Here is a 22283-nt window from a genome sequence, read left to right as displayed (position 1 = left end):
TTTATGGATTTTGCTCTAGGTTAGGCGCGTATTGGAATAAGGTTGAAGCAAAAGGAAATTGATATCTATCACCTCCCGGCTCTAACGTGTAGGTTTCATTTAAATACTCATGCTCTACTGTTCTGGCAAATCTTGGGTCTTTGTTTAGACGTTTTAAATCGAATAATCTAAATCCACCTTTTCCCATAAGTTCACGTCTTCTCTCTGCCAGAACTTTTATTAAAGCATCTTCAGGGTCACCAGCCCTTAAAGCGATATAATCTTCAGCTCTAAAACGCGCTTCTCTTAACGTATTTAATGCATCCATAGCAGCTTCTGTATTCCCAGCACGAGCTAGACATTCTGCTTTAATCAAATACATTTCTGGCACCGTTGGCCCGGCATTACGATTCTCTCCAGTTAACCTTGCTATACAGTAAGATCTTCCTTCTGTAATATCCCCATAAGTAAGCTCTTCGTTAGGTCTTGTATAAAGTTGATAACGCAAATCGGTGCTATCAAAACTATTCAACAAGTCGTCACTTAGAGATAACAATGTTGGTAGATAATTATAAGACCTCATCGTTTTTTTCGATAAAATAAGCTCTGGATCTTCTATTCGTCGTGGCCAGCTAAAATCTGGAGTTTCCGTATAATTCTCTAGATTTAGCAAGGTGTTTTGTAAAGCAAGGCTTTGCTCTGCATTTTCTAAAGCTTTGCTATAATCGCCCATATATAAATAGGTTCGCGCAAGCAATGCATGAGCACTGGATTTAGACGGAAAACCAACTTCTGTACCACTGCGAACTCCAGGTAAGCCTGAATTGGCTGCTGAGGTTAAATCTGTAATGATGCGATCGTAAACTTCCTGTACTGTCGCCCTTTTAATATCTTGATCTACGGTTGGTTCGATAAACATTGGAATTCCTAAATCTGTACTCGCCGTATTAGCATCATAAGCTTTTCCGAAAGTATTAACCAGGTTAAGAAATAAATAAGCCCTATGAACCATGGCTTCACCCTGCAAAGCATTTTTTTCCTGCTCTGCACCACTTGTGCTTTCTAAAACTTCAGTAATCACCACATTGGCGCTATAAAGTCCTTCGTACATCGCTTTTATCTCACTATCCATCTCACCAGTACGGTAAATGGAATCAGCAAAAATATAAGTATCCTTAAAGGGGCGATTGAACTCTGAATTTGCCGCATTAGTCTCAAAATATTGGGCATGATCATAACGCATAGAAATATCGTCTGTAGGTATATCTACCAGACTATAAGAGAGATCATAAATAGGAGTATTATTTAATAAATACCTGTAATTTTCGGTATCTTCTGGATATAATATTCCTTCTGTTCTTATATCGACATAATCATCACAACTCACTAAAGTTGTAGCTATTATAAATAAAAAGGTATATATATAATTTAGTTTCATAGTATCGAATTAAAAGTTAACATTTAAGCCTATAGAATACATCGCTGTAGGGGTAGGTCTTATTTGGTTTCCTGTTGTATATGGTAAGAAATCTGGATCTATATCATCGTTATTCGCGCGCCATAAAAGTCCTAGGTTACGAGCGGTGAATGATAATGAAGCTCCTCTAATAAAGCTTTCTGGTAAAACCTCAGAAAGGTCATAACTAAGAGATATTTCACGTAATCGAATATGATCTCCAGAGATTACCTTATCTTCACTTAACCTATATCTAGGATAAGAGTATCCTCCCAATCCTAAAACACCCGGTACACTGGTAGAATTTTCGTCTCCCGGTTCGCGCCATCTATCTGCAATATCTGTATTCAAATTGTAGCCGGTGAACTCATTGAAACGAGAAATATAATTATCAAAAGTAGGTTTGAATAGTTTATACCCCATCTTATAGGTCGCTAATACAAATAGTGAGAATTGCTTGTACTGTAATGTTGTATTTAAACTTCCATAATACCTAGGCGTGCTAGTTCCCATATATTTCATATCCTCGATATCGGTTAATAATTCATTAGAACCAACAATATCTCCATTGCGATCATAGACCTGAAAGGCTCCATTTTCATCTAATCCAGCAGAGCGAAATGCAAATACACTATTTAATGGATAGTCTACAATTGGCGGAGTACTTCCTGAACCATTTAGATATGTTGAATAATTTTCGAAACGAGAATCGGTTACTTCGTTCGTATTATAAGTAAAGATAAAATTAGAGCTAGCCGTAAAATTTTTAGATTGAATCCAAATACCGTTTAGGCTAAGATCTACCCCTTTCCCTTCTAAAGTTGAAGTATTTCTGGTAAGTGCGCGGTTGGGAACTCCATAAAATTCTGATACCGGGAATTCCTGAATTAAATCATCACTATTCTTTTTATAATATTCCAAACTACCTGAAATTCGATTATCCAACAATCCAAAATCAATACCAATATTTAATATTCCCGTTTTCTCCCATCTTAGTGAAGGATTTGCTGCTGCCGATACAAATGCGTAAGGTAATTGAGAAAGATTATAATCGGTATTAGCAATCGAAATTTTGGTAAAAGGGAATGTCGTTAAACTGATATTTCCGTTAAAACCATAGGAAGCTCTAAAACTCAGATTATTAATCGCTTCAACATTTTTTAAGAAAGATTCTTTACTGGCATTCCATTTAACACCAGTAGACCATAAAGGTGTTCTTCTATAACTTTTATCAACTCCAAAATTGTTATAATCATCCAGTCTAACACTACCAGAAACCACATATTTCTTTTTATATGTATAAGCTGCATTTCCGTAATACGATAAAAATCTTCTTCTTTGGTCGGTTAACTGATTGCCATAATTTAAAGTTGAGTTCCACCCTTCTACTGTAGTGTAATTTAGAGAGACTACATCTACCGAAGTTTGCGTTTTTTCGTTATAACCATATAAAGTTCCTGATGATACCTCTTCCCGAGTTTCTCTAAATTCTATACCAGCAATAGCATCAATTGAGTGATCTTTGAAACGTTCATTATAATTTAATTGTGCTCTAGTAGTCTGGCTTGTTAAAATATTTCTGTTTCTTCGATAAACTGAACCTAAAGGCAATCCTCTAGTAATAGTGTTAGTAGAAGGATCTAAATAAGTAGCATTGTTTATAAGGTTTCTGGTGTAATATGTATCTTCATTGTATAAGATTGGTCTGCTTCTGTTAGAACGTTCTATCAAATAAGTTCCCGATGCATTCAATCCTTTGAAAATTGGTAGAGAGATCTGGATATTAGCAGAATAGTTTTGCTCCTGAGCAGTTGAGTTTTTGTTTTCTAATTCATCTAAATAACTATATTCCCATGGTAGGTATCCAGCATCTTCAAAATCAGCTATTTGATCACGATAAAATTCACGAGCAAAACTAACATTATTACCATTTTCATCACGAAGTCTATCGTAAGGTAAATAAGAATAACGCTGCCCGGCTAATGGTTGCAAACCTATCCCGTTCTCATCAAAATTAAAAAAGGAACCTTTAAGGCTAGTGCTTACATCAGCATAATCAAACAGTTTAAAGTTTTGATTTATGGTAAACGTCATCTTATCACCCTCAGAACCTTTTCGCTGTGTCTTTTCATTCGAATAAGAAGCCGAAGTGAAATAACTGTAATTATTGCTACCTCCGCTTAGTGATAAATTATAGGTAGTAGCCGAAGCCTGCTGCATTAAGTATCTGGTTAATTGATTATAATTATTTCTTCCACGTAAATCATTTAAACGTGCTTCGCGCTCATCTAGACTTATATTTCCTCGTTTATATTCTAGCATACTTTCTACCCCATCACTTACAGGATAGGAACTAAAAAGGGCCCCTGACTGTGCAGGATCTGCAATAATATTTTTATCTACCAACTCCTGTTCTAAATCCAGCACCTGGCTAGAGTTCATTAAAGGAAGACCTGATATAGAAGGTTTTGTTGAGAAAGTATTGGTATGAGAAAAGTTAACCCTCATTTTTCCTTTAGTGCCTTTTTTTGTATCGATCACAATTACTCCATTTGCTGCTCTTGCTCCATAAATGGAAGCAGCGGCAGCATCTTTTAGAAATGTTATATTCTCGACATCAGCACTATTAATATTTTTTATATCCAGCTCGGTTGGGGCGCCATCGATAACAATAAGCGGACTTTTATTACCATCAATAGTCGACTGGCCTCTAATTTGAAAATTATAGCTGGTATTCCCCTCGGTTTCTCTTTCAAGATTGTCGTAAACAAATGTATTATCAGATTCTAAAATTTCGATTTGTAGACCAGGAACTCGCCCTTCCAACTGATGCATCACATTGTTTACCGGTACTTGTTGTAACTCTTCTCCGCTTATGGTAGAAAACGAACCTGTTGCACGCTCTTTATTGATTTTTTGATAACCGGTAGAAACCACCGTAACCTGATCTAAACCACTAATATCGGTTTCCAGCTTAATAGCTAAGTTTTTTTCGTTACCCAGCACATGTTCTTTGGTTTTAAAACCTATAAAACTAAAAACCAAAGTATCTCCGGTAACAGCCTGCATTCTGAACTTTCCATCTTCATCTGTAACAGATCCTACGCGAGAACCTTTTAACCAAACGGTAACTCCCATAATTGGGAAATTAGATTCGTCTTTTACCGTACCATCAATATAACGCTGTATATCGATACTACTAGTTTCAGGAGACGAAACTGGTTCTTTTTCTTTCAGAATAATTTGCTTTTTCTGAATGACAAAACTCACCGGTAAATTTTTGAACAGCTGCTTTAAAACATTAGTAATCTCTTCACTATCGCTATGAATATTGACCTGCCATTCTTCATTAATCACATCGTCTTTGTAAAAAAACTTATAATCACTTTGTTGTTTGATCTGTTCTATAACGTGGGTAACCTTAGCCCCATCCAGATCAATATTAAATTTTTGAGCAAGGGTTTCTAGTGCAGAAACCTGCAAAACACAAAACAAGGTTAAAATGAATGAAGCTTTCATCTTCAAATACTTTATTTTCATAATTTTGAATAACTTTTAATTGTTTGAGGAAATAGTTAATTGTTTGAGGGAATGTTGGCGCATTCCCTTTTTGTTTAAGCGCTAAGTCATCGTTTATTTTTTAATGGTTACTATATTATTTTTATAAGTATATTCGAAAAAGTCTACTGCTTTAAAGGCATCTAGTACATCCTCGATAGTTTCTGATTTGATATCGAAATCCCCGTTAAACCGTACGTCATTTAAATGGGCATTTTTATTAATAATTTGAACTCCGTAACTGCGCTCAATTTTCTTTTGAATTTCTGCAAAGGACTCGTTAATAAACAATAGACGATCGTCTACCCAAGCCATTTTATTAGCTACATTTACTTTTTCTACGCTCAGCACATCTGTATTTTGGCTAAGTATTCCGGCTTCACCTGGTTCTAGTTTAAAAACTTCATTGTCGTAATTTATCTGTACCGATCCTTCTGCCAGTGTAGTCGAAATTTGTTTAGATTGAGGATAGGCATCTACATTAAATCGTGTTCCCAAAACTTCTATATTCAGCATACCTGCCTCTACTATAAAAGGTTTTAAAGAATCTTTATGTACTTCGAAAACTGCCTCGCCGGTAATACTGACCTTTCGTAACTGTTCTGTTTTTGGAAAGTGAGAAGGAAATCGTAGTGAACTTTCAGAATTAAGATATACTTTCGTTCCATCTGATAACACTAATTGGATGCGCTTTCCTTTAGGTACATTAATCGTGTTATACGCTAACCTATTATTGTCTTTTTCGCTAGTATTTGGATTCTTTTTTACTTGTGATCCCAAATTTGAAACTTCTCCTTCTTCATTATATACGATCTGTTTAATTTGATAGTCTACGGTTATTTTTTCACCATTTTCATTCGTGATAATAATTTCTCCGGGCGCATAAGTAGTTTCTGCCGGATTAAAAAAGTAGAAGTATGCCGTACTGGAAGCTATAAGTGCAACAATAAAAATAGCTGCAAATTTCATCAAATTAGCACGCTGTTTTTTCGAATTTAGAGCAATTATTGGTTTTTTCAGATTTGATAAATTCGGAATTTCTTCTTGCTTTCGATAAAAAGATGAAATTAAATAGTCGGTCTGAACGCTCTTTATAAAATAATCGTTATTATCTTTACTATCTTTTACCCAATTTTCAAGCTCAGACAATTCTTCATCACTAATGCTTTTATTTTGAAATTTTGATATTAAATTATCAATATTACCCATCGTATATACACTATTTTACACATTAATGACGAAAAAAAATAAAGCTACCCTTAAAGAAAAATTAATTTTTTTTTAACCTTTATCGTTTCTTGCAGTAAATATGACTAATTCTGAATTGAATAATTTATGGGAAAAGGGGGATGAAAAGTCGTTCACCCTACTTTTCAATGAATTATACCAACCCCTGGTAGCCTATCTTTTACAGTATGCTGATAAGACTGCAGATGCCGAAGACATTGCTCAGAATACCTTTATTAAATTATGGGAAAAAAGAAATCAGATCAATTTAACAACTTCAGTAAAAAGTTATTTGTATACTTCAGCATATAATAGATTTGTTGATAATTTCAGAAAAGAAAAGAAAAACAAAAGCTACTTAGAGGGTCTAAAGCATCAAGCGCTTCAACTTTTAGTAGAAGAACCTGAAGAAGATTTTCAGAAAAAAATAAAACTGATTGAAAAGACCGTAAATGACCTTCCCGATCGATGCAAAATGATATTTAAAATGCATAAGCAAAAAGGCTATTCTTATAAAGAAGTTGCGGAAAAACTACAGATTTCTGTAAAAACTGTGGAAGCACAGATGAGTATTGCTCTTAAACGTATTAGGAAAGAATTTAAAGAGGAAACAGACCTATTGCTTATACTCTGTTTCGGAAGAATTTAATCAAAAAATGGCAAAGCTCAATTAAATAACATCCAGCAAAATAGCAGGCTCAATATCATAGTAGCTACTCCGCTGAATTTTTTATTTAAATCGTAGTGAATTAATGGATTTTGAGTTTAAAGTCTTCTAATTTTTAAGACACTTTTGAAAATCGCATTTCTCTATCAAATATTTGTCTGCACCGGTAGTCCATAATGCTCCATAAATTAAAACGGGTTGAAACAGTAATCGAACAAAACGTTTAGTGTCGCTATCTAAGCTAAATGCATCAATCTTATTTTGATATTGTGAAATATTGCCAGGAAAAATAAGTACATAGAAAAGCGCCAACATTAGACCGGTAGTTATCCTCTTTTCTTTCCATAAAATCATTAACAAGCCTAAAGTAATTTCTGTAATACCAGAACTAAGCACTGTCAAATCCATTGTTTTTTGGTCTGTTGGCAACCATCTTGGCACCTGTGCCTGAAATTCTTTTCGCTTAAAAGATAGATGAGCGATACCCGCAAAGACCATCGCAGATCCCATCAAAATTCGTAAAACACTTTTAACTCCTATCTTTCTCATACCTCTTTTTCATCTAAAAATACTTAGGATTTAAGGTATTAGCAATTATAGAGCAGGCTTTATCAAATCTTTGACAAAATTGTTAAGTTAAATGAAATAGAATATGATTCAATACTTACTCGTATAAATCTGCCAACTTCTTATCCAAAGCTTCCTCATCTGCTTTACTTCCGTCGTAACGCCCAACTATTTTTCCATCTGGATCTACTAATATCTTAGTCGGTAAAGAAGAAATATTGTATCCTTCTGTGATACCTTGATTGACTATTTTGAATCCTCCACTGGTGGTATCCACCTCCATCCCTCTTAAGATATGACGCCATACTCCTATTCTATCTTTTTTTACTGCTTTTAGCCATGCATCAGGATTTCTATCATCATCAGAAACACCTATTATTTCAAAACCTTTGTCATTATAATTATCGTATATCTTCAACAAATGCGGATTTCCTTTTCTACAGGGAATACACCACGAAGCCCAAAAATCTAATAATACATATTGTCCTTTAAAATCTTCTAATTTTAGAGGTTTGCCATCAATATCCACCTTACTAAAATTTTCAGCAGTTGCACCTACGATACCTTTTGACTTATCGTCGATTTGTTTTTTAATCACCGATCCAAGTTTTCTTTCTTTAAAGCTCTCTGGAAATTCATTATAAACTTTTCTGGCTTCTTCCTGAGTGAATTCCTCTATCATATAAAGTATATTTTCAAAGCTTATATACGATTTTGGATGTGTTGATATAAATTGTTTGACAAGCTCTTTTTCTTCTTCGAAATAAGGTTGAAGCTCACCTCTCAATTCGTCATCCTTCCATTTTAATTCTTCTTTTTTTTCAGGGTTTTTGGCTTTTTTTAGTCGCTCTCCATTAGCTGAATAAGCGCCAAGCTCATTTTTATATTTTAACCGCAGTTCCTTTTGCTTTTGCTGTAATGCTTCAGCGTCCTCCTGTGTTTGAGAACCTGTTAATTCAACACTTTCAAAATCACTGGTATTAAGTTGTAATTGCATACGAGTTGGTTCTATATAAATGCTGGCTTTATTATTACTTGAACGATAATTAGGCTGATCTGCAATATATGCTTCTAGTACATCATTCTCCAGACTGTTTCTGAAATTAAAATTTCCAGACTTTACATATAAAGTATCAACCTGAATTCCGCTCGGCTTTTTTGAAATAAGAAATAATTTTCCAGTCTCCATTCCTCGAACTTTACCAGAAATTTCATACTCACCAGGCTTTAATTTTATATCATCTCGACAAGCTATGAGTATCAGGATAACACAAAACAGTGCTATAAGCTTTTTCATTTCTAAGTGTTTTAAAATTTAATATTAGGTATTTCTGATTGCATAAGGATTATGGCAAATCACGGGTTTTAAAAGCCAGTGCATTATCCATACTTTTATTAAAATTAATCGTCATAACCTGGATTTTGAACAATCATATTCCCTCCTGCATCTATAGTCTCAGTTGGAATTGGTAAAATAAATTTTTCTGGATCTGTGGCTGATGCTTTAACATCAGATACCTGAAAACCTGAATTAAAACCATCGCTATAATCGTAGCGAATTAGATCGTACCATGTCTCCCCACCTTCTGAATACAACTCTGCTAATTTTTCATAACGAACAGCCGTAAGAAATTGATCTAAACTTATAGTTGTCGTATACTTCTCAAAACCGCCTTCACCAGTCGAAGTTGCCCCTGCCCTAAGTCGAATTGTATTTAATGCTTCCAAAGCTTCTGGTTTTACCATATTATTTGCTCTGGCATTTGCTTCGGCAAATATTAAATAAACTTCAGCCATACGCATATGGTAAATCATGTCATAATCTCCGTCTGTGAAATTTGAAGTGTATTTTGTTGAATAATATCCTCCATACGATGAGTTCGGAAAAAATATTTCTTCTGTTCGTTCTGAACCACCAATATTAATTGTCTGTCCATTAACATTCAACGATCCATTAACTGCATCTAAATAATCCTGAGTAATAGTGGCAAAAAAACCACTGTAATAAGATCCCATACCAATAGTAGCTGCAGGTTCCCCTCTTGTCCCAAATAAAATTTCTGAACTTTGAAATATTACGGATGATTCATGATCATCAAAAATAGATAAAAAAGTAGGTTCTAAACTGAAGTTACTATTGGAACTCTCAATTATTTCTTTTGCTACAATAGCCGCTTCGCTATAACGCTGCATATATAATAATACTCTAGCTTTTAATCCTTTTGCAAAGGTGCTATTAGTATAGCCTTTAGTTCTTAAACTAGGACCATTCTCAATACCATATTCCAAATCATTTAATATCGTTTCGTAAGTTTCTAAAACTGAATCTCTAGAGTATGCTTCAGCCGATTTGGCGGGCTCTAATCTTGTATTTATACCATATTTTGAATTAATATCGTAAAACTGACCAAAATTGCGTAACAAATAAAAATGTCCTAAAGCTCTTAGAATTTTAGCTTCAGCAATTATTTCTGTACGTCTTACTTGAGGTTCAAAAATATCATCGTCAAGTCCTTCTACAGTACTTATTATCCAATTTGTTCTATTAATAAATTCATATAAACCAGTATAAATGTTTAATGTTCTAACCGTACCAGTTGAAATTGGATCGTTTTGAATAAAGGCCGCTTCTTCTGGATCTGAAGAAAATATGCGCCCTACAGTGCTATAGCCACTTAAAACATCTGGAATAATAAACATATCTGGAAATGGGCTACCTAAACTTCTTTGTGTAAAACCAGAATATGCTCCAACTAACGCTAATTCTGCAGTCTCTTGTGTATCAATTGCATCTTCGGCGTCTAATGAATATAAGGGTTCATAATCGTCCAGCTCTTCGGTTAGTTGGCAAGAATATATAGTTACCAAAATCGTTAAAACGCTTATATATTTGTATAGTATTTTTTTCATCTTTTAAAATTTTTGTTTGGGATAATATGCTCTTGCATTCTATTTAAAAGGTCACATTTAGAGCAAATGTGAAAGTTCTAACATTTGGATACGAAAGTCCATCATCTGAGTTGAAATTGGTACTTCGGTTTGCAAAACCAAAACTAGAAACATCTTCAGGATCTAAACCGGGATAATCGGTAATAGTGATTAGGTTATTTCCACTCAAGGTTAATCGAGTATTAGAAATTCCTGTATCTCCAAACCATTTTTTAGGCAAATTATAACTAATAGAAGCAGATCTAAGTTTAATGTAAGATGCATCTACAATTGATTTTGAACTTGGAGTAGAGCCGTGACTTCTTGAACCGTGTCTGGCATAAGTTGCATCAGTATTATTTTCTGCCCATGTATTACTTACTAGATTGGTGATATTTGAGTTAATATCGATAGACCTTAATTTTGTTATCATTTCATATTCTCGTTGCGCTCCACTAACAAAATTCCAATTCATGTTTAAACTCCAATTTTTGTAAGAAAGTCGGTTGTTCCACCCCCCAAAGAAATCGGGATTAGGATTACCAATAGGTGTTCTATCATTTGTATTAACTTTACCGTCACCATTTATATCTTTAAAAAGATAATCTCCTGGTTGTCTTAGTGAAGATTGATAGCGACCATCTAGCGTACTATTTAATTCATCTATTTCTTCCTGTGTCTGAACAATTTTAATTACATCGTACCCCATTATTACGCCAATAGGCTGACCTTCTACAATACCAGTTTGATCTCCTGAATTTGAACCATACAAATGATCCACATTATTTTTAACAGTTGCGATATTAAGTGAAGAATTCCAAGTGAAATTTTTATTTCTGATGATATCTCCTCCTATTGTTATCTCCCAACCTTTATTCGAAACATCTGCAATATTAGTATTCCAAGAGTTGAATCCAGTTTCTGCAGGGATTGGGGAAAATAAAATTATACCGGAAGTATTTTTTTCATAATAAACAATCTCACCTTCTAAACGATTATTGAATAAACTAAATTCTGCACCAAGATCTAATTGATCGGTTTCTTCCCATCTAATTCCTGTATTTGGCACTCCTGTAACAGCTATACCGTTTTGGCCATCATAATAAGAATCTCCATTTTCTAACGCTTGATAGTAGGACAAGTAGGTAAAAGAAGGTAAATTGTCAGACCCTACGCGCCCCAAAGAAGCTCTTAGCTTAAGTTGATTAACAAAACTTACTTCTCTTAAGAAATCTTCGTTATGCATATTCCAGGCAAGAGCACCAGAAGGGAAAAATCCAAATTGATTATCTGGACCAAATTTTGTTGATCCGTCCCTACGTGCAGTAAATGTAGCTAAGTATTTGCTTTTATAATTGTAGTTTATTCTTCCAAAAATAGAGTTTAAGCCCTGCTGTAAACTCTCACTATTGGCATCATCAAAAAAACTTGCTGAAGCTATGTTAGTTAAAATATCATCGTCTGGAAAACCTCTATAAGTTTGTGATTCTGCATCATAACGACTCCGATCCCAAGAAACTCCAACAACAGCATCGATTGTATGATTTTTATTAATTGTTTTGTTGAAGTTTAGCGTATTTGTAAATGTCGTAGACCAGTTATTATTAGTTTGTACACCTAAAACAGCACCAGGTCGACTATAATATAAACCTTCATATAAAGCCTCTGTAGATTTTGAAGTGTAAAACTCATCGATATTATCTTCTTTCAAGCCAATACTAATTCGAGATTTAAACTTTAAATCATCTATAATCTCATATTCCCCAAAAATCGTGGCTAAAAGGTTTTTAGAAATTCTTTTATCCCTCATTTGGTTTCCATTGCCCAAAAGTGTAAACTGCTCACCATATTCGCCATCAAAAGTTGAATATGATCCATCATCATTATAAGGAGTTAAATCGGGTCTAAATTGTCCTTGACTTAAGGAAGTAAACCCCTTATTCTTATTAATGGAATAATTATAATTAATAGACGTCCCTACTTTTAAAAGATCGGTTACATTGGCATCTACGTTTGTACTTAAATTGTAGCGCTTAAAATTATTACCTATCATAGCTCCATCCTGATCTGAAATACCAAGAGAAGTGAAGTAACTGGCTTTTTCTGTACCTCCGCTAACGCTAAGACTATACTTTGTCCATAAAGCATTTTTATTCTTTATAATATCCTGCCAGTTTGCATCTGCATTTCCAAAATAACTATCTGGATTTTTTAAGATCCTATTTTGTACTGGGTAAGCAGATTCCCAATTTTCTTCAGGAACACCACTTAATATACGACGAGCATTGCCCTGAGTCCAGGATATATAATCTGAGGCATCCAAATAATCATAAGTATCCACCGGATTTTGAATGGTAGAACTTACATTAAAAGATAATCTTGGTGCTTCACCTCGTTTACCACGTTTTGTAGTTACTATTACAACACCATTTGCGGCTCTTGATCCATAGATCGCAGCTGCTGAAGCATCTTTTAAAATATCTACACGTTCAATATCATCCGGATTTATAGATAAAAGCGGATTTTCACGCGAACCATAATTAATAATCCCAAGAGATTCGGTATTTGGTGTGATATTTATTGGAACTCCATCAATAACATATAATGGTTGATTGTCTCCTCTAATTTGGCTGAGCCCTCTAACTTGCACAAAAGCTCCGGCTCCTGGTTGCCCTCCTCTATTTTGAACATAAACTCCGGCAACTTTTCCTATTAAAGCCTGATCTACCGTTTGTGTTTGAATCTGCCCTAACTCTTCAGCCTTCACAGATCCTACAGATCCTGTTAAATCCTTTTTTTTTGTTGTTCCGTACCCAACCACCATAACCTCTTCTAAAGAATTCATTTCTTCCTTCAAGGAAATAGAAACATTTTTCATTGTAGATTCTACTTTTTGGTAATACATTTCATACCCTACACCCGTAATAACTAAAAACTGTCCTTTGTCTGCTTGAATTGAAAATTTGCCATCAAAATCGGTAACAGTGCCTCTTACCATAGTTTTGCTTCCATTTTCACCTTGCTCCATATTCGGCTGGGTACTGGAAATATAAACAGTCAATCCAGGTAAAGGCATTCCCTGCTCATCGGTGATTGTTCCACTAACAAGCAGCTGTTGTTGAGTTGTGTTCGGTTTTTCTTTAAAAATAATTGTATATTCATTATCATATACAAAATCAAAGTTGCTATCTACCAAACTAGAATTAAGCAAATTGTTAGCCTTGATAATTCCTTTTTTTAATTCGACTTCTGGCAAGTCTTTGAACAAATCGGACTGATATACAAAAACATAATCAGTTTGACTCATCACTAAATTAAGTACCTCATCTACTGAAATTGTTTTATCAGAATCGATGCTAATATTAGCATTTTGAGATAAAATGTTAGTAGACGTAAAACTGAATACAGTTGTACAGAATAAAAAAACGAAACTTTTCATTAGAATTTTAATGTACCTCCTAAACTGAACAGTCGAGTTAGTAGTTAATTTTATTTTCATAAATTTAGAGGGTGTTAATTAGTTAATATATTTAACTGGTTATTAATTGAAGGGAGAAAGCATCAACTTTGGCGAGTGCAGGCTTTACTCCCTTTTTTATTATGTTATTTCAGTATAACTACGTTATTTTTTACTTCATAATTCGTTATAAAATTTGTGTTTTTAAACAATTCTAAGATATCTTTTAACTCTTGGTCTTTTCGAAGTTGTCCATTAAATTTTACTTCCTTCAAATTTTCATCCTCATAAATAACCTGAACGTTATACCATCGTGATAATACGGTCATAATTTGCTCTAGGTTTTTATATTTGAACTTGAATACACCTTCTTTCCAAGAAACTTCATAAGATATTTCGACGGGCGAAATAATTAGATCCTTATTTTGTTTGCTGAAGATTGCCTGTTCCCCAGGAACTAAATTTTTACTTTGGCTATCGGTACTATTCAATTTTACAACACCCTCGACTAAAGTTGTATAGATATTAGTATCTTCTTTATAAGCTTTTACATTGAATTGGGTTCCCAAAACCTCGATATCCTGTTCGCCCGTTTTCAAGACAAATCTTGATCCTTTATGTTCTGAGCTTGGAGAGACTTTAAAATATGCTTCCCCATAAATCAATTCTACTTCTCTTTTTTCTCCGTCTTCGAAATTTTCTGGAAAGGCAATTTTTGAATCTGAATTTAACCAAACCTCCGTACCATCGGCTAATTCAACAAAAAACTCTCCTCCTATAGGAACACTTAAATAATTATATGAAACCTTTGAAGCCTGATTGTCTTTTTCACCGTGATAGATTAGCTTCTTCCCATCACTATAAACCGATGCTGAATGATACTCTTTTCCATTTCCTAAATTAACACTACAACCATTTGCAAGGATTAGAGTTGCTTTATCACCCCCTATTTGCACATTAGAGTCCCCAACTAAGTCAATCTCATTTTTTTGATTATAATAGTAAAAGTTAATTGCTGCAAAAAATGCTATACTGGCAGCTATAGCATATTTAAAGAAACTTTTCGTATAAAGCGGTATTGTCTTTGTCTCCGGTTCATATTCCAATGATTGGAGAATAGAAATAAGCATTTTACTTTTAAGTTCCTTCTCCTCACCCATTTTATCAATCCAAACATCGTCTTTCTGAAAACTTTCATAATAATTTATAAGCTGCTGAAGCTCTTCACTATTAATATCACCGCTTAGATATTGTTCTATGAGTTTTTGGAACTTTGTATTATTAATCTCCAATATTTTTAAAATCTAATTTAAGTTTCTCTAAGTATAGTGTCATAAAGACTAACTACCCCCCTAATAGATTTTAATATTTTTATTAAATTTAACATAATTTAATAAAAATAACATTCAATAATTAACATTTAAAACACTAACATCAACCAATAACAAAGGTTTAATAATAGACTTTTATAGATGAAAAAGTAGTACTATAAAGTATATATCCCCAAGAGATGAGCGAAGAATTTTAAGAGCTATTGTAATGTGATTTTCTACTGTTTTAGTTGAAACACCTAACTTTTCTGAAATCTCCTTATGAGTCAGTTGCTCATATCTACTCAGTTTATATACGTTTTGGCATTTTTCAGGAAGATTATTTACTACGACTTTTATATGTTCTTTTAATTCCTCGTGAATAATCTTAGATTCGGGAGTAACTTGTTGTAATCTAGAGTCTATATTTTCAAATAACTCAACGTGCAAAGTTTTACTCTTCCTAAATTCTGAAAATACTTTATATCTCACGCATGCAAAGAGATAACTTTTTAATGAAACTCTAATCTCAACCTTAGATCGGTTATTCCATAGATCAATGAACACGTCTTGAATAATTTCTTCACAAGTCTCTCTTTTATTTAGAAGATTAAAAGAAGATATATATAACATTTTCCAATACTTATTATATAAAGCTGTTAATGCTCGCTTGTCTCCTTCTTTTAGTGTTTTAAGTAATTCATCATCCATGAAACGTTGTTTTGTACAAAAACAATATTTTTAACAAAAATAGCTATTTTGTTTACAAGAATTTAATGCTGTGATGATTTTAGTAAATTAATAATAGAACAGTTTTTAGATTTTGAATTAGGAATTCTCTGCGCTAAAACTAATACATATCTAAAAATTGATCTAAATCATATATTATAGTACACCACTAAATTTCTCCATTTTTAGAACAACAGTTATCCTACATAATGCATTAAATTTTAAAAAATTATAAAAGAAGAATGATTTTGAAAGATCATCAAAGACATGAAGTCTATAAAAAGTTATTGCAGAATAATTCAAAAAATGATTTCGTATAAAAAAAGAAAAGTTTATAAAGGATACTAGTACCCTTTATAAACTATAACTCAAATTATAAAAAATTAGTCTAATTATGTAGATTCTTAGATTTTAAAAACTCCAATAATTTTTCAGGTTCATCGGTCTGTATAATATTGGCTCCGTTCTTAAGTATTTTTTTCATTACATTTTCTATCTCTCCTTCTCGAATTTCAGAATCAAATTTCCCTAAAGTGTTTATCCAAATTTTGGCATTATTATTTTTAATTAATTCTACCACTTTACTAGTATAAAATTTATCATCTATATGAATTACAGCGGGCTTAAACCGAGTAATTGCCGAATCTGCCATCTGATATGAATATGCACGAGGCATCAATTGTGCTGATTTTTTTAAGTTTTGAATTTTATTTAATTGATTATAATCATTATCAAAATATAAAACTTCATTATCAATAGCATTTTTCGCTACATTAGTAAGAATTCCTTCCACATTATCAGTTTTCATATCTAGATCGACCATAATTTTACCCTTAGTTATCTTTAAGAACTCCTCGAAAGTAGGTACAGACTCCTCACTTATTTTTCCAGAAGATGATTTTAAGTGATATTGACGAATTTCTGCTAAAGTCATCTCCTCTACTTCCCCATTACCAGTAGTGGTTCGATCTATTTTAGAATCGTGCATTAAAACTAAATGTCCATCTTTAGTGGTTCGTAAGTCTACTTCTATGATATCTACGCCAATTTGGATAGCTTTTTTTGTGGATGCTATAGAATTTTCAAAATTATTTAAATGTGCTCCCCTATGGGCAGCCACCAAAATCATTTTTGAATTAGCATCGTTAAAAACTTCTATAGTGTCTTTGAGATTACTAGAAATTTTGGGTGCTGCACAAGAAATAAAAAAGGAGAATATCCCTACTATTACCAGCTTAAAAATCTTCATAACTTACTTGATTTACTTTACTACTGATTATTGAAAGTTGCTTTTTGATTACTGTTTTTATTTTTGTATTCAAGCTATGAAAATATGAACTAGAAGTATTTATATTTTCATAGCTCGCGGGAATACTTAATCTGGCTTCACAAAATCTTCTTTTAATCTTGTAGGAGTTTTTGGCATCATATTTATCAATTTCTTTTTACCATTTTTTTTGATGATTTTAAAGGAATCGTAAAGTGTACCTATTGGAGTATATGCTCCATAACTAATCGAATTCTCTGCAACCGTAATAATCTGAAAAAGTTGAGTATATTCTCCTCTTCTCACCATCCAGTTTTGGTCTTTTGATTCATACATTTTTGGTCCACTTACCGATACTGCATACACAGTACCTATATCTTTCACAACTGTTAGCCCTTTACCCTTATTTTCAGGAAAACCTCTTGCATATGTATGATCATGCCCTTGTAATACCAAATCTACTTTGTATTTATCTATAAGTGGTTTTATAGCTTCTCGTAGTTCCCAATTATCACGCCCTTCAGCAGTTGAATATACGGATAATGTGTAAAAATAGTTATCCATTTTTTTGTATTTGACTTTAATACAGATTCCAACCATTCTATTTGTGCATTTCTTGATTCCATACTTTCATCAAAAGCTTCACTATCTATCGAAATCAATTTCATATCCTGATAATCGATAGAAAAGCAGGTTTCTTTCAAATCCTCTGTAGGTCCATTTTCAGGAAGTGTAAATTGAGGTTTCCAAAGAGAAGTTAAAACACCATCCCTGTATTCATGGTTACCTGGAGTCATTACACTAGGTACTGTGGCATGAATAAAGCTACCTGCATAAAACCATTCTCCCATTCTAGATTAGAGTCTCGGTCATTAATCAAATCTCCTGCATGAAGCATAAAATCAACTTTTGGAAATTTACGATATGAACTGCGTATAACTCTAGACCATAATGACTTTATATTGTTTTGAGCATCTCCAAAATAAATAAAGCTAAAGGGCTCTTCGCTCCCTGTTTTAGCGGTTTTAATTTGAAACCATTCGCTCCAATAGTCATCATTTTTTTCGCCATTACCTACTCTATATACATAGGTCGTATTTGGCAATAAATCTGTAACCAAAGCAGAATGGTAAGTAGCTTTAACCAGCGCTTCATTTCTATTTTGATTTTCAATTTTCTCTGATATGGCATCTATTCTACGAACACCATCTAGTAAAAACTCGGGCCATCAGTTGCTAGCGCTACTTCTACTACCCCATTTAAAACCTGCTGATCTGTACGCCAATTCACAGCAAAGGTATGTGCTTGATCTTCTGTAAGATTAGATATAATACGATCTGGAGTGCTTGAAGGAAATATTAATTTGTGAGCCGGCGTTTCAACATGTTCTGTGTAATGTGAATGATGATGGGTTAAGCTATCTGAGTGCTTATGTTGTGCATGTAGTGTAAAATTAAGCAATATCACCACTGATAATGCTTGTAGACATTTTTGCATTTTAAATACTATTTTATTGAAATTTAATACCTCTATTCTATTTGTTTAAAAACCGTTTTATTCTGATGAAAAGATTTTAAACATATTACTGTCTTTAGGATAAACGGGCTTCAATTGTACATTACTATTTTGTGATAAATTAATTACCATAAGGTTATTTAAGGAATAATTCTAAAAGCTAGCGTAACACCTTACCTTAACAACGAATTCAAATAATCTTTATAAAAGAGATAAGCTTCAATTTTCTCACTTAAATAAGTTGAATACCTATAACTAGATAATTTAAAATAATTTATAGCTGAAAATTAATTCCAAGCCGTATTGCTTTCAAAAATTTAAACTCCGAATAATGGAATATTAGCCTAGATCTCACCCTCTCTTTCAAGAGCAAAAGAATATAAAAGCGAATAAGATTAATACAATTATTTTACGATTATCTCATAGAATCTTAACCATTAGGGATAAATTTTATATGTAATATTGAACCAAGAGTTAATATTACAGCACATGGAATTTATTTTTGACAAAATATATATCCCAAATAACCACTCATTTATTACCAGAGAAATTGCGCTTTCTGGCGAAACTATAATACACTCTCATAAAAACATTGAACTAAATTATATAGCATCTGGGACAGGCAGAAGAATTGTTGGCGATAACATTTCTAATTTTGAAAAAGGAGATCTAGTGTTGTTAGGTGCTGAGTTGCCACATTGTTGGGAACTTCTAGATAGAGAAAAAAATGAAGAGCCTAATTGCATAGTGACTCATTTTTCAGAAGAATTATTATTAAATGAGTATTTCAAAATGCCAGAACTCCAAAATATTCTTCTCTTAATCAAACAAGCGAGTCGAGGTATTCATTTTAAAGTCGAAAATGATTATGAAATACGTGAAATCTTAATAGGACTTTCCCAAAGTGAAGGCTTGGAATATTATATAGGATTATTGAGGATTTTTAATCTCTTATTAAAGATTAAAGACCGAAAAAAATTATCGAATCCTTTGAATCAATCTTCTGTATTCTCAAAAAATATTGAAAAAATCAATAAAGTTTATGAGTACGTGTTTTTAAATATTCAGGAAGGTATTAATCTGGAAGAAGCATCCTCTGTACTAAATATGGCTCCAAGTTCTTTCTGTAGGTTCTTCAAGAAAAAACAGGTATTACATTTATGGAATATGTTAAAAATGTACGAGTAGGAATGGCGGCCAAACTTTTAGCTAAAACAGATAAGCAAATCACTGAAATTTGTTACGAAAGTGGCTATAATAATCTAGCTAATTTTAACCACTATTTTAAGGTAAGTATGGGTGTAACCCCTACAGAGTATAGAAAAAACTTCAGATAACATCTATTTAAGAGATACGTATTTCAAAACTAGGTTCTTACTTTTAAATTGTCATTGCATCTCATATTGCACGGTTCTCTGCTTTAAGCCGTTCATCTTCCCAACCGTGATCAACATATTCCCACGAAAAATCCTCGCTTTCTACCTTTATTTTCACAAAGCCCTCTTTGGTATTATGTCTGCGGCCTTTCCAACCATTTCCTGCTATAGAACCTCCAGTTAAGAATTGGAATCTATCATTCACATCTCCGTATTCCTTCCAATGAATATGTCCTTGTAATACTAATTTCAAATTATAAGCTTCTAATATTATAAATACTTCAAAAGCATTAGCAACTGTACGACTACCTCCCTCTCCGTTCAATTGGGAATATGTACAAATCATAGGTATATGGGTGGTAATCACAATAGGGGTAGAATTATTGACTTTTTTGAGATCCTCTTTTAACCATTCTAACTGATCTTGGTTAAAAAACCCTTTATATTTTTTATCATGGGTCACGTCTAAAGAATTTAACGTAACAAAGTGCCATCCTTTGTGATCAAAAGAATAATAAGAATCTCCAAAATGTCTTTCCCACATTCCATATTTATAATCTGGGTGGTTCTCATCTTCAGGACTTTCTTCTTCATATATACCAAACAAATCATGATTTCCTATACAATTATATACTGGCATTTTAAATCCCTGAATCAATTGTTTATATAAATCAAAAAGTGATTCGCTCTTCTTATGATCTCCACGCATAACATCGTAAACCAAGTCTCCTCCGGTTAAAACAAAGTCTGGATTTAACTCGTTTACTTTGTTTATGGCCATTTGAAAACCTTTAGGAGCATTCATTTCAGGTTTGATATGAATATCCGTTAAAAAAGCAAATTCAAAAGAAGTTTCACTTGATTCTTCTTTAGGCTCTTTAGATGAATTTTGGCAAGATTTAGATAAAAATGGAAAAGAAGCTAAAGCTAATCCTGAACGAGTTATAAATGCTCTACGCCCAGAATTTTTATTTTTAATATGGTCATTATTTTGAAAAAATTAGATTTTCTATTTTTTGAAGTGAAGTATCCCTAATGCTTATAGTAAATCTAAACTTAGATATTTCTGAATCTAAATTCATCTATCTACTTCAATACAAATATAATGGTCAGCTTAGCACTTACACTACATTTATTTTGACTGGTCTACATAGAATACTACCCAAGGGACTAAAATCACTATAATTATGATCACCACAAAATGATTTTGAATTCTCAAAATGCCCCGAATCTAAAATAAAAAAAACATTAGATCGCGCAGAGAGTTCAAGAATAGAATTCAATATCTAGAAATCATTCTGGTAACAATCAAAAAATAGAATACACTTTTATAATTAGTTCACCCTGAATTTAAAAATCATGAATTTTAGTCAAAATTCTATGCAAACCATATAAAATATAAGTGGCAGTACACTTTTTAAATTAGTTAATTTGTTTGCAGACGTTGCAATATTTGATTGTTGATAGATAATTCGATTCAAGTATGTACTATAAATTATGACCCCTATGAAAAAAAATAAATCATATTATCTTTTATATTTCTTCTATACTTCTTTTATCCTGTGGTGATTCTATTAACAAAACAAAACCAGATCAAGTAGTTAATGTTTCAGCTTATAAAGACACCCCCTACCAGCAAGATTATAGTATAAAATATAATTCCGCAGATGATCAAAAGATTTCTGAAGCTTATATGGACAGGAATGGGGTGATACAATTACTTTCTAGTGATGGTATTTTACGCACCCATGATGGACAATTTTTATACCCCGGCACGCTAGTTAAAGATAAAACTTATAGACCTCTTACAAATAAAAAAATAAGTAGCTTTTTGGTATATAAAAATCAGTTTGTGTATTTAGATGATAAATCAGTATTTAGCAATGCTTGGGCGGGCGATCTATATATAACTCATGATCTTACCCAAGCGAAACTTTTTGCTGGTAGCGATAACTTCGAGTTTTTAATCAGCGATGGTAAAATATTACAACTTCTTTCAAAAGATGGAGCGGGATGGAAAGGAGATATCGGTGATGAAGTTTTAGAGATATTGTACGATTCTTCTAACAAATTATTTTGGATTTTAGGAACCCATAGTGTTTCAAGCTTCGATCCAAATAAAAATATATTAACAACTATAGAACAAGAGGAAGAATTAACATCCTTCACACTATTCAGCGGTAAATTAATTGTAGGAACATCACATGGATATGCAGAAATAGATACAACAACCAGCAAAATAGATGG

19 protein-coding genes are annotated in these 22283 nt (G+C 33.0%); 4 read left to right on the top strand and 15 right to left on the bottom strand.

What is annotated here, in order from left to right:
• Window position 1: 1 nt before the first annotated feature.
• From QWY91_RS00255 to QWY91_RS00245, 3 genes are all read right to left on the bottom strand, one after another.
• A complete protein-coding gene (locus QWY91_RS00255) occupies window positions 2-1417 on the bottom strand; it encodes a RagB/SusD family nutrient uptake outer membrane protein (protein WP_290230506.1) in 1416 nt (471 codons plus the stop codon).
• A gap of 9 nt (window positions 1418-1426) precedes the next feature.
• Entirely contained in the window at window positions 1427-4975 is a 3549-nt protein-coding gene (locus QWY91_RS00250; RefSeq protein WP_290230505.1) for a SusC/RagA family TonB-linked outer membrane protein, read from the bottom strand.
• A gap of 93 nt (window positions 4976-5068) precedes the next feature.
• Window positions 5069-6202, bottom strand: a complete 1134-nt coding sequence (locus QWY91_RS00245; RefSeq protein WP_290230503.1) for a FecR family protein — start codon at window positions 6200-6202, stop codon at window positions 5069-5071.
• Window positions 6203-6302: 100 nt separating this feature from the next.
• Here QWY91_RS00245 and QWY91_RS00240 point away from each other — a divergent pair, with 100 nt between their 5' ends.
• Window positions 6303-6869, top strand: coding sequence for an RNA polymerase sigma-70 factor (locus QWY91_RS00240; RefSeq protein WP_290230501.1), 567 nt, complete (start codon window positions 6303-6305; stop codon window positions 6867-6869).
• Window positions 6870-6995: 126 nt separating this feature from the next.
• Here the strand turns inward: QWY91_RS00240 and QWY91_RS00235 are convergent, their stop codons facing one another.
• The 11 genes from QWY91_RS00235 to QWY91_RS00185 form a co-directional block, all read right to left on the bottom strand.
• A complete protein-coding gene (locus QWY91_RS00235) occupies window positions 6996-7436 on the bottom strand; it encodes a DoxX family protein (RefSeq protein WP_290230499.1) in 441 nt (146 codons plus the stop codon).
• 115 nt (window positions 7437-7551) lie between these two features.
• A complete protein-coding gene (locus QWY91_RS00230; RefSeq protein WP_290230498.1) occupies window positions 7552-8751 on the bottom strand; it encodes a redoxin domain-containing protein in 1200 nt (399 codons plus the stop codon).
• Window positions 8752-8855: 104 nt separating this feature from the next.
• Window positions 8856-10364 carry a RagB/SusD family nutrient uptake outer membrane protein gene (locus QWY91_RS00225; protein WP_290230496.1) on the bottom strand — a complete coding sequence of 503 codons (1509 nt, stop codon included), beginning with the start codon at window positions 10362-10364 and terminating at the stop codon, window positions 8856-8858.
• Between the two features lie 43 nt (window positions 10365-10407).
• Entirely contained in the window at window positions 10408-13821 is a 3414-nt protein-coding gene (locus QWY91_RS00220) for a SusC/RagA family TonB-linked outer membrane protein (RefSeq protein WP_290230494.1), read from the bottom strand.
• A 164-nt stretch (window positions 13822-13985) separates the two neighbouring features.
• Window positions 13986-15131, bottom strand: a complete 1146-nt coding sequence (locus QWY91_RS00215; RefSeq protein ID WP_290230492.1) for a FecR family protein — start codon at window positions 15129-15131, stop codon at window positions 13986-13988.
• Between the two features lie 174 nt (window positions 15132-15305).
• Window positions 15306-15860, bottom strand: a complete 555-nt coding sequence (locus QWY91_RS00210) for an RNA polymerase sigma-70 factor (protein WP_290230490.1) — start codon at window positions 15858-15860, stop codon at window positions 15306-15308.
• Between the two features lie 406 nt (window positions 15861-16266).
• A complete protein-coding gene (locus QWY91_RS00205) occupies window positions 16267-17127 on the bottom strand; it encodes a glycerophosphodiester phosphodiesterase family protein (protein ID WP_290230487.1) in 861 nt (286 codons plus the stop codon).
• A gap of 126 nt (window positions 17128-17253) precedes the next feature.
• Window positions 17254-17709, bottom strand: coding sequence for a metallophosphoesterase family protein (locus tag QWY91_RS00200; protein ID WP_290230486.1), 456 nt, complete (start codon window positions 17707-17709; stop codon window positions 17254-17256).
• Window positions 17631-17996 (bottom strand): metallophosphoesterase family protein, encoded by a 366-nt coding sequence (locus QWY91_RS00195; protein WP_290230484.1) that lies wholly within the window; start codon window positions 17994-17996, stop codon window positions 17631-17633. The genes QWY91_RS00200 and QWY91_RS00195 overlap by 79 nt, the downstream gene beginning before the upstream one ends.
• A complete protein-coding gene (locus QWY91_RS00190; RefSeq protein WP_290230483.1) occupies window positions 17942-18265 on the bottom strand; it encodes a fibronectin type III domain-containing protein in 324 nt (107 codons plus the stop codon). The genes QWY91_RS00195 and QWY91_RS00190 overlap by 55 nt, the downstream gene beginning before the upstream one ends.
• 89 nt (window positions 18266-18354) lie before the next feature.
• Window positions 18355-18615 carry a hypothetical protein gene (locus QWY91_RS00185; protein ID WP_290230481.1) on the bottom strand — a complete coding sequence of 87 codons (261 nt, stop codon included), beginning with the start codon at window positions 18613-18615 and terminating at the stop codon, window positions 18355-18357.
• A 534-nt stretch (window positions 18616-19149) separates the two neighbouring features.
• On the opposite strand from QWY91_RS00185, the gene QWY91_RS00180 reads away from it, so the two are divergent.
• Both QWY91_RS00180 and QWY91_RS00175 read left to right on the top strand, forming a co-directional pair.
• Window positions 19150-19848, top strand: a complete 699-nt coding sequence (locus QWY91_RS00180) for a cupin domain-containing protein (protein WP_290230480.1) — start codon at window positions 19150-19152, stop codon at window positions 19846-19848.
• Window positions 19821-19997: a helix-turn-helix domain-containing protein gene (locus tag QWY91_RS00175; protein ID WP_290230477.1), complete on the top strand. Its 177-nt coding sequence runs from the start codon at window positions 19821-19823 to the stop codon at window positions 19995-19997. Before QWY91_RS00180 ends, QWY91_RS00175 begins: the two co-directional genes overlap by 28 nt.
• A gap of 61 nt (window positions 19998-20058) precedes the next feature.
• On the opposite strand, the gene QWY91_RS00170 is transcribed toward QWY91_RS00175, so the two are convergent.
• The gene (locus tag QWY91_RS00170; protein WP_290237043.1) at window positions 20059-20982 is read right to left on the bottom strand and encodes a metallophosphoesterase family protein; all 924 of its coding nucleotides are present in this window, start codon (window positions 20980-20982) and stop codon (window positions 20059-20061) included.
• 747 nt (window positions 20983-21729) lie between these two features.
• Between QWY91_RS00170 and QWY91_RS00165 the strand changes: the two genes are divergently transcribed.
• The coding region (locus tag QWY91_RS00165; protein WP_290230475.1) for a hypothetical protein at window positions 21730-22283 on the top strand (554 nt) is incomplete at its 3' end.

The sequence above is a fragment of the Zunongwangia endophytica genome (assembly GCF_030409505.1).
GTDB classification, from domain to species: domain Bacteria; phylum Bacteroidota; class Bacteroidia; order Flavobacteriales; family Flavobacteriaceae; genus Zunongwangia; species Zunongwangia endophytica.
Note: the sequence above shows the minus strand (reverse complement) of the source record. Positions and strands in the feature narration are given on the sequence as shown.

What these genes read in the sequence shown, in the direction of transcription:
- QWY91_RS00255 (WP_290230506.1), bottom strand. Translation starts at nt 1,417, where the DNA reads ATGAAACTAAATTATATATATACCTTTTTATTTATAATAGCTACAACT.
- QWY91_RS00250 (WP_290230505.1), bottom strand. Translation starts at nt 4,975, where the DNA reads ATGAAAATAAAGTATTTGAAGATGAAAGCTTCATTCATTTTAACCTTG.
- QWY91_RS00245 (WP_290230503.1), bottom strand. Translation starts at nt 6,202, where the DNA reads ATGGGTAATATTGATAATTTAATATCAAAATTTCAAAATAAAAGCATT.
- QWY91_RS00240 (WP_290230501.1), top strand. Translation starts at nt 6,303, where the DNA reads ATGACTAATTCTGAATTGAATAATTTATGGGAAAAGGGGGATGAAAAG.
- QWY91_RS00235 (WP_290230499.1), bottom strand. Translation starts at nt 7,436, where the DNA reads ATGAGAAAGATAGGAGTTAAAAGTGTTTTACGAATTTTGATGGGATCT.
- QWY91_RS00230 (WP_290230498.1), bottom strand. Translation starts at nt 8,751, where the DNA reads ATGAAAAAGCTTATAGCACTGTTTTGTGTTATCCTGATACTCATAGCT.
- QWY91_RS00225 (WP_290230496.1), bottom strand. Translation starts at nt 10,364, where the DNA reads ATGAAAAAAATACTATACAAATATATAAGCGTTTTAACGATTTTGGTA.
- QWY91_RS00220 (WP_290230494.1), bottom strand. Translation starts at nt 13,821, where the DNA reads ATGAAAAGTTTCGTTTTTTTATTCTGTACAACTGTATTCAGTTTTACG.
- QWY91_RS00210 (WP_290230490.1), bottom strand. Translation starts at nt 15,860, where the DNA reads ATGGATGATGAATTACTTAAAACACTAAAAGAAGGAGACAAGCGAGCA.
- QWY91_RS00205 (WP_290230487.1), bottom strand. Translation starts at nt 17,127, where the DNA reads ATGAAGATTTTTAAGCTGGTAATAGTAGGGATATTCTCCTTTTTTATT.
- QWY91_RS00200 (WP_290230486.1), bottom strand. Translation starts at nt 17,709, where the DNA reads ATGGATAACTATTTTTACACATTATCCGTATATTCAACTGCTGAAGGG.
- QWY91_RS00195 (WP_290230484.1), bottom strand. Translation starts at nt 17,996, where the DNA reads ATGGGAGAATGGTTTTATGCAGGTAGCTTTATTCATGCCACAGTACCT.
- QWY91_RS00180 (WP_290230480.1), top strand. Translation starts at nt 19,150, where the DNA reads ATGGAATTTATTTTTGACAAAATATATATCCCAAATAACCACTCATTT.
- QWY91_RS00175 (WP_290230477.1), top strand. Translation starts at nt 19,821, where the DNA reads ATGGAATATGTTAAAAATGTACGAGTAGGAATGGCGGCCAAACTTTTA.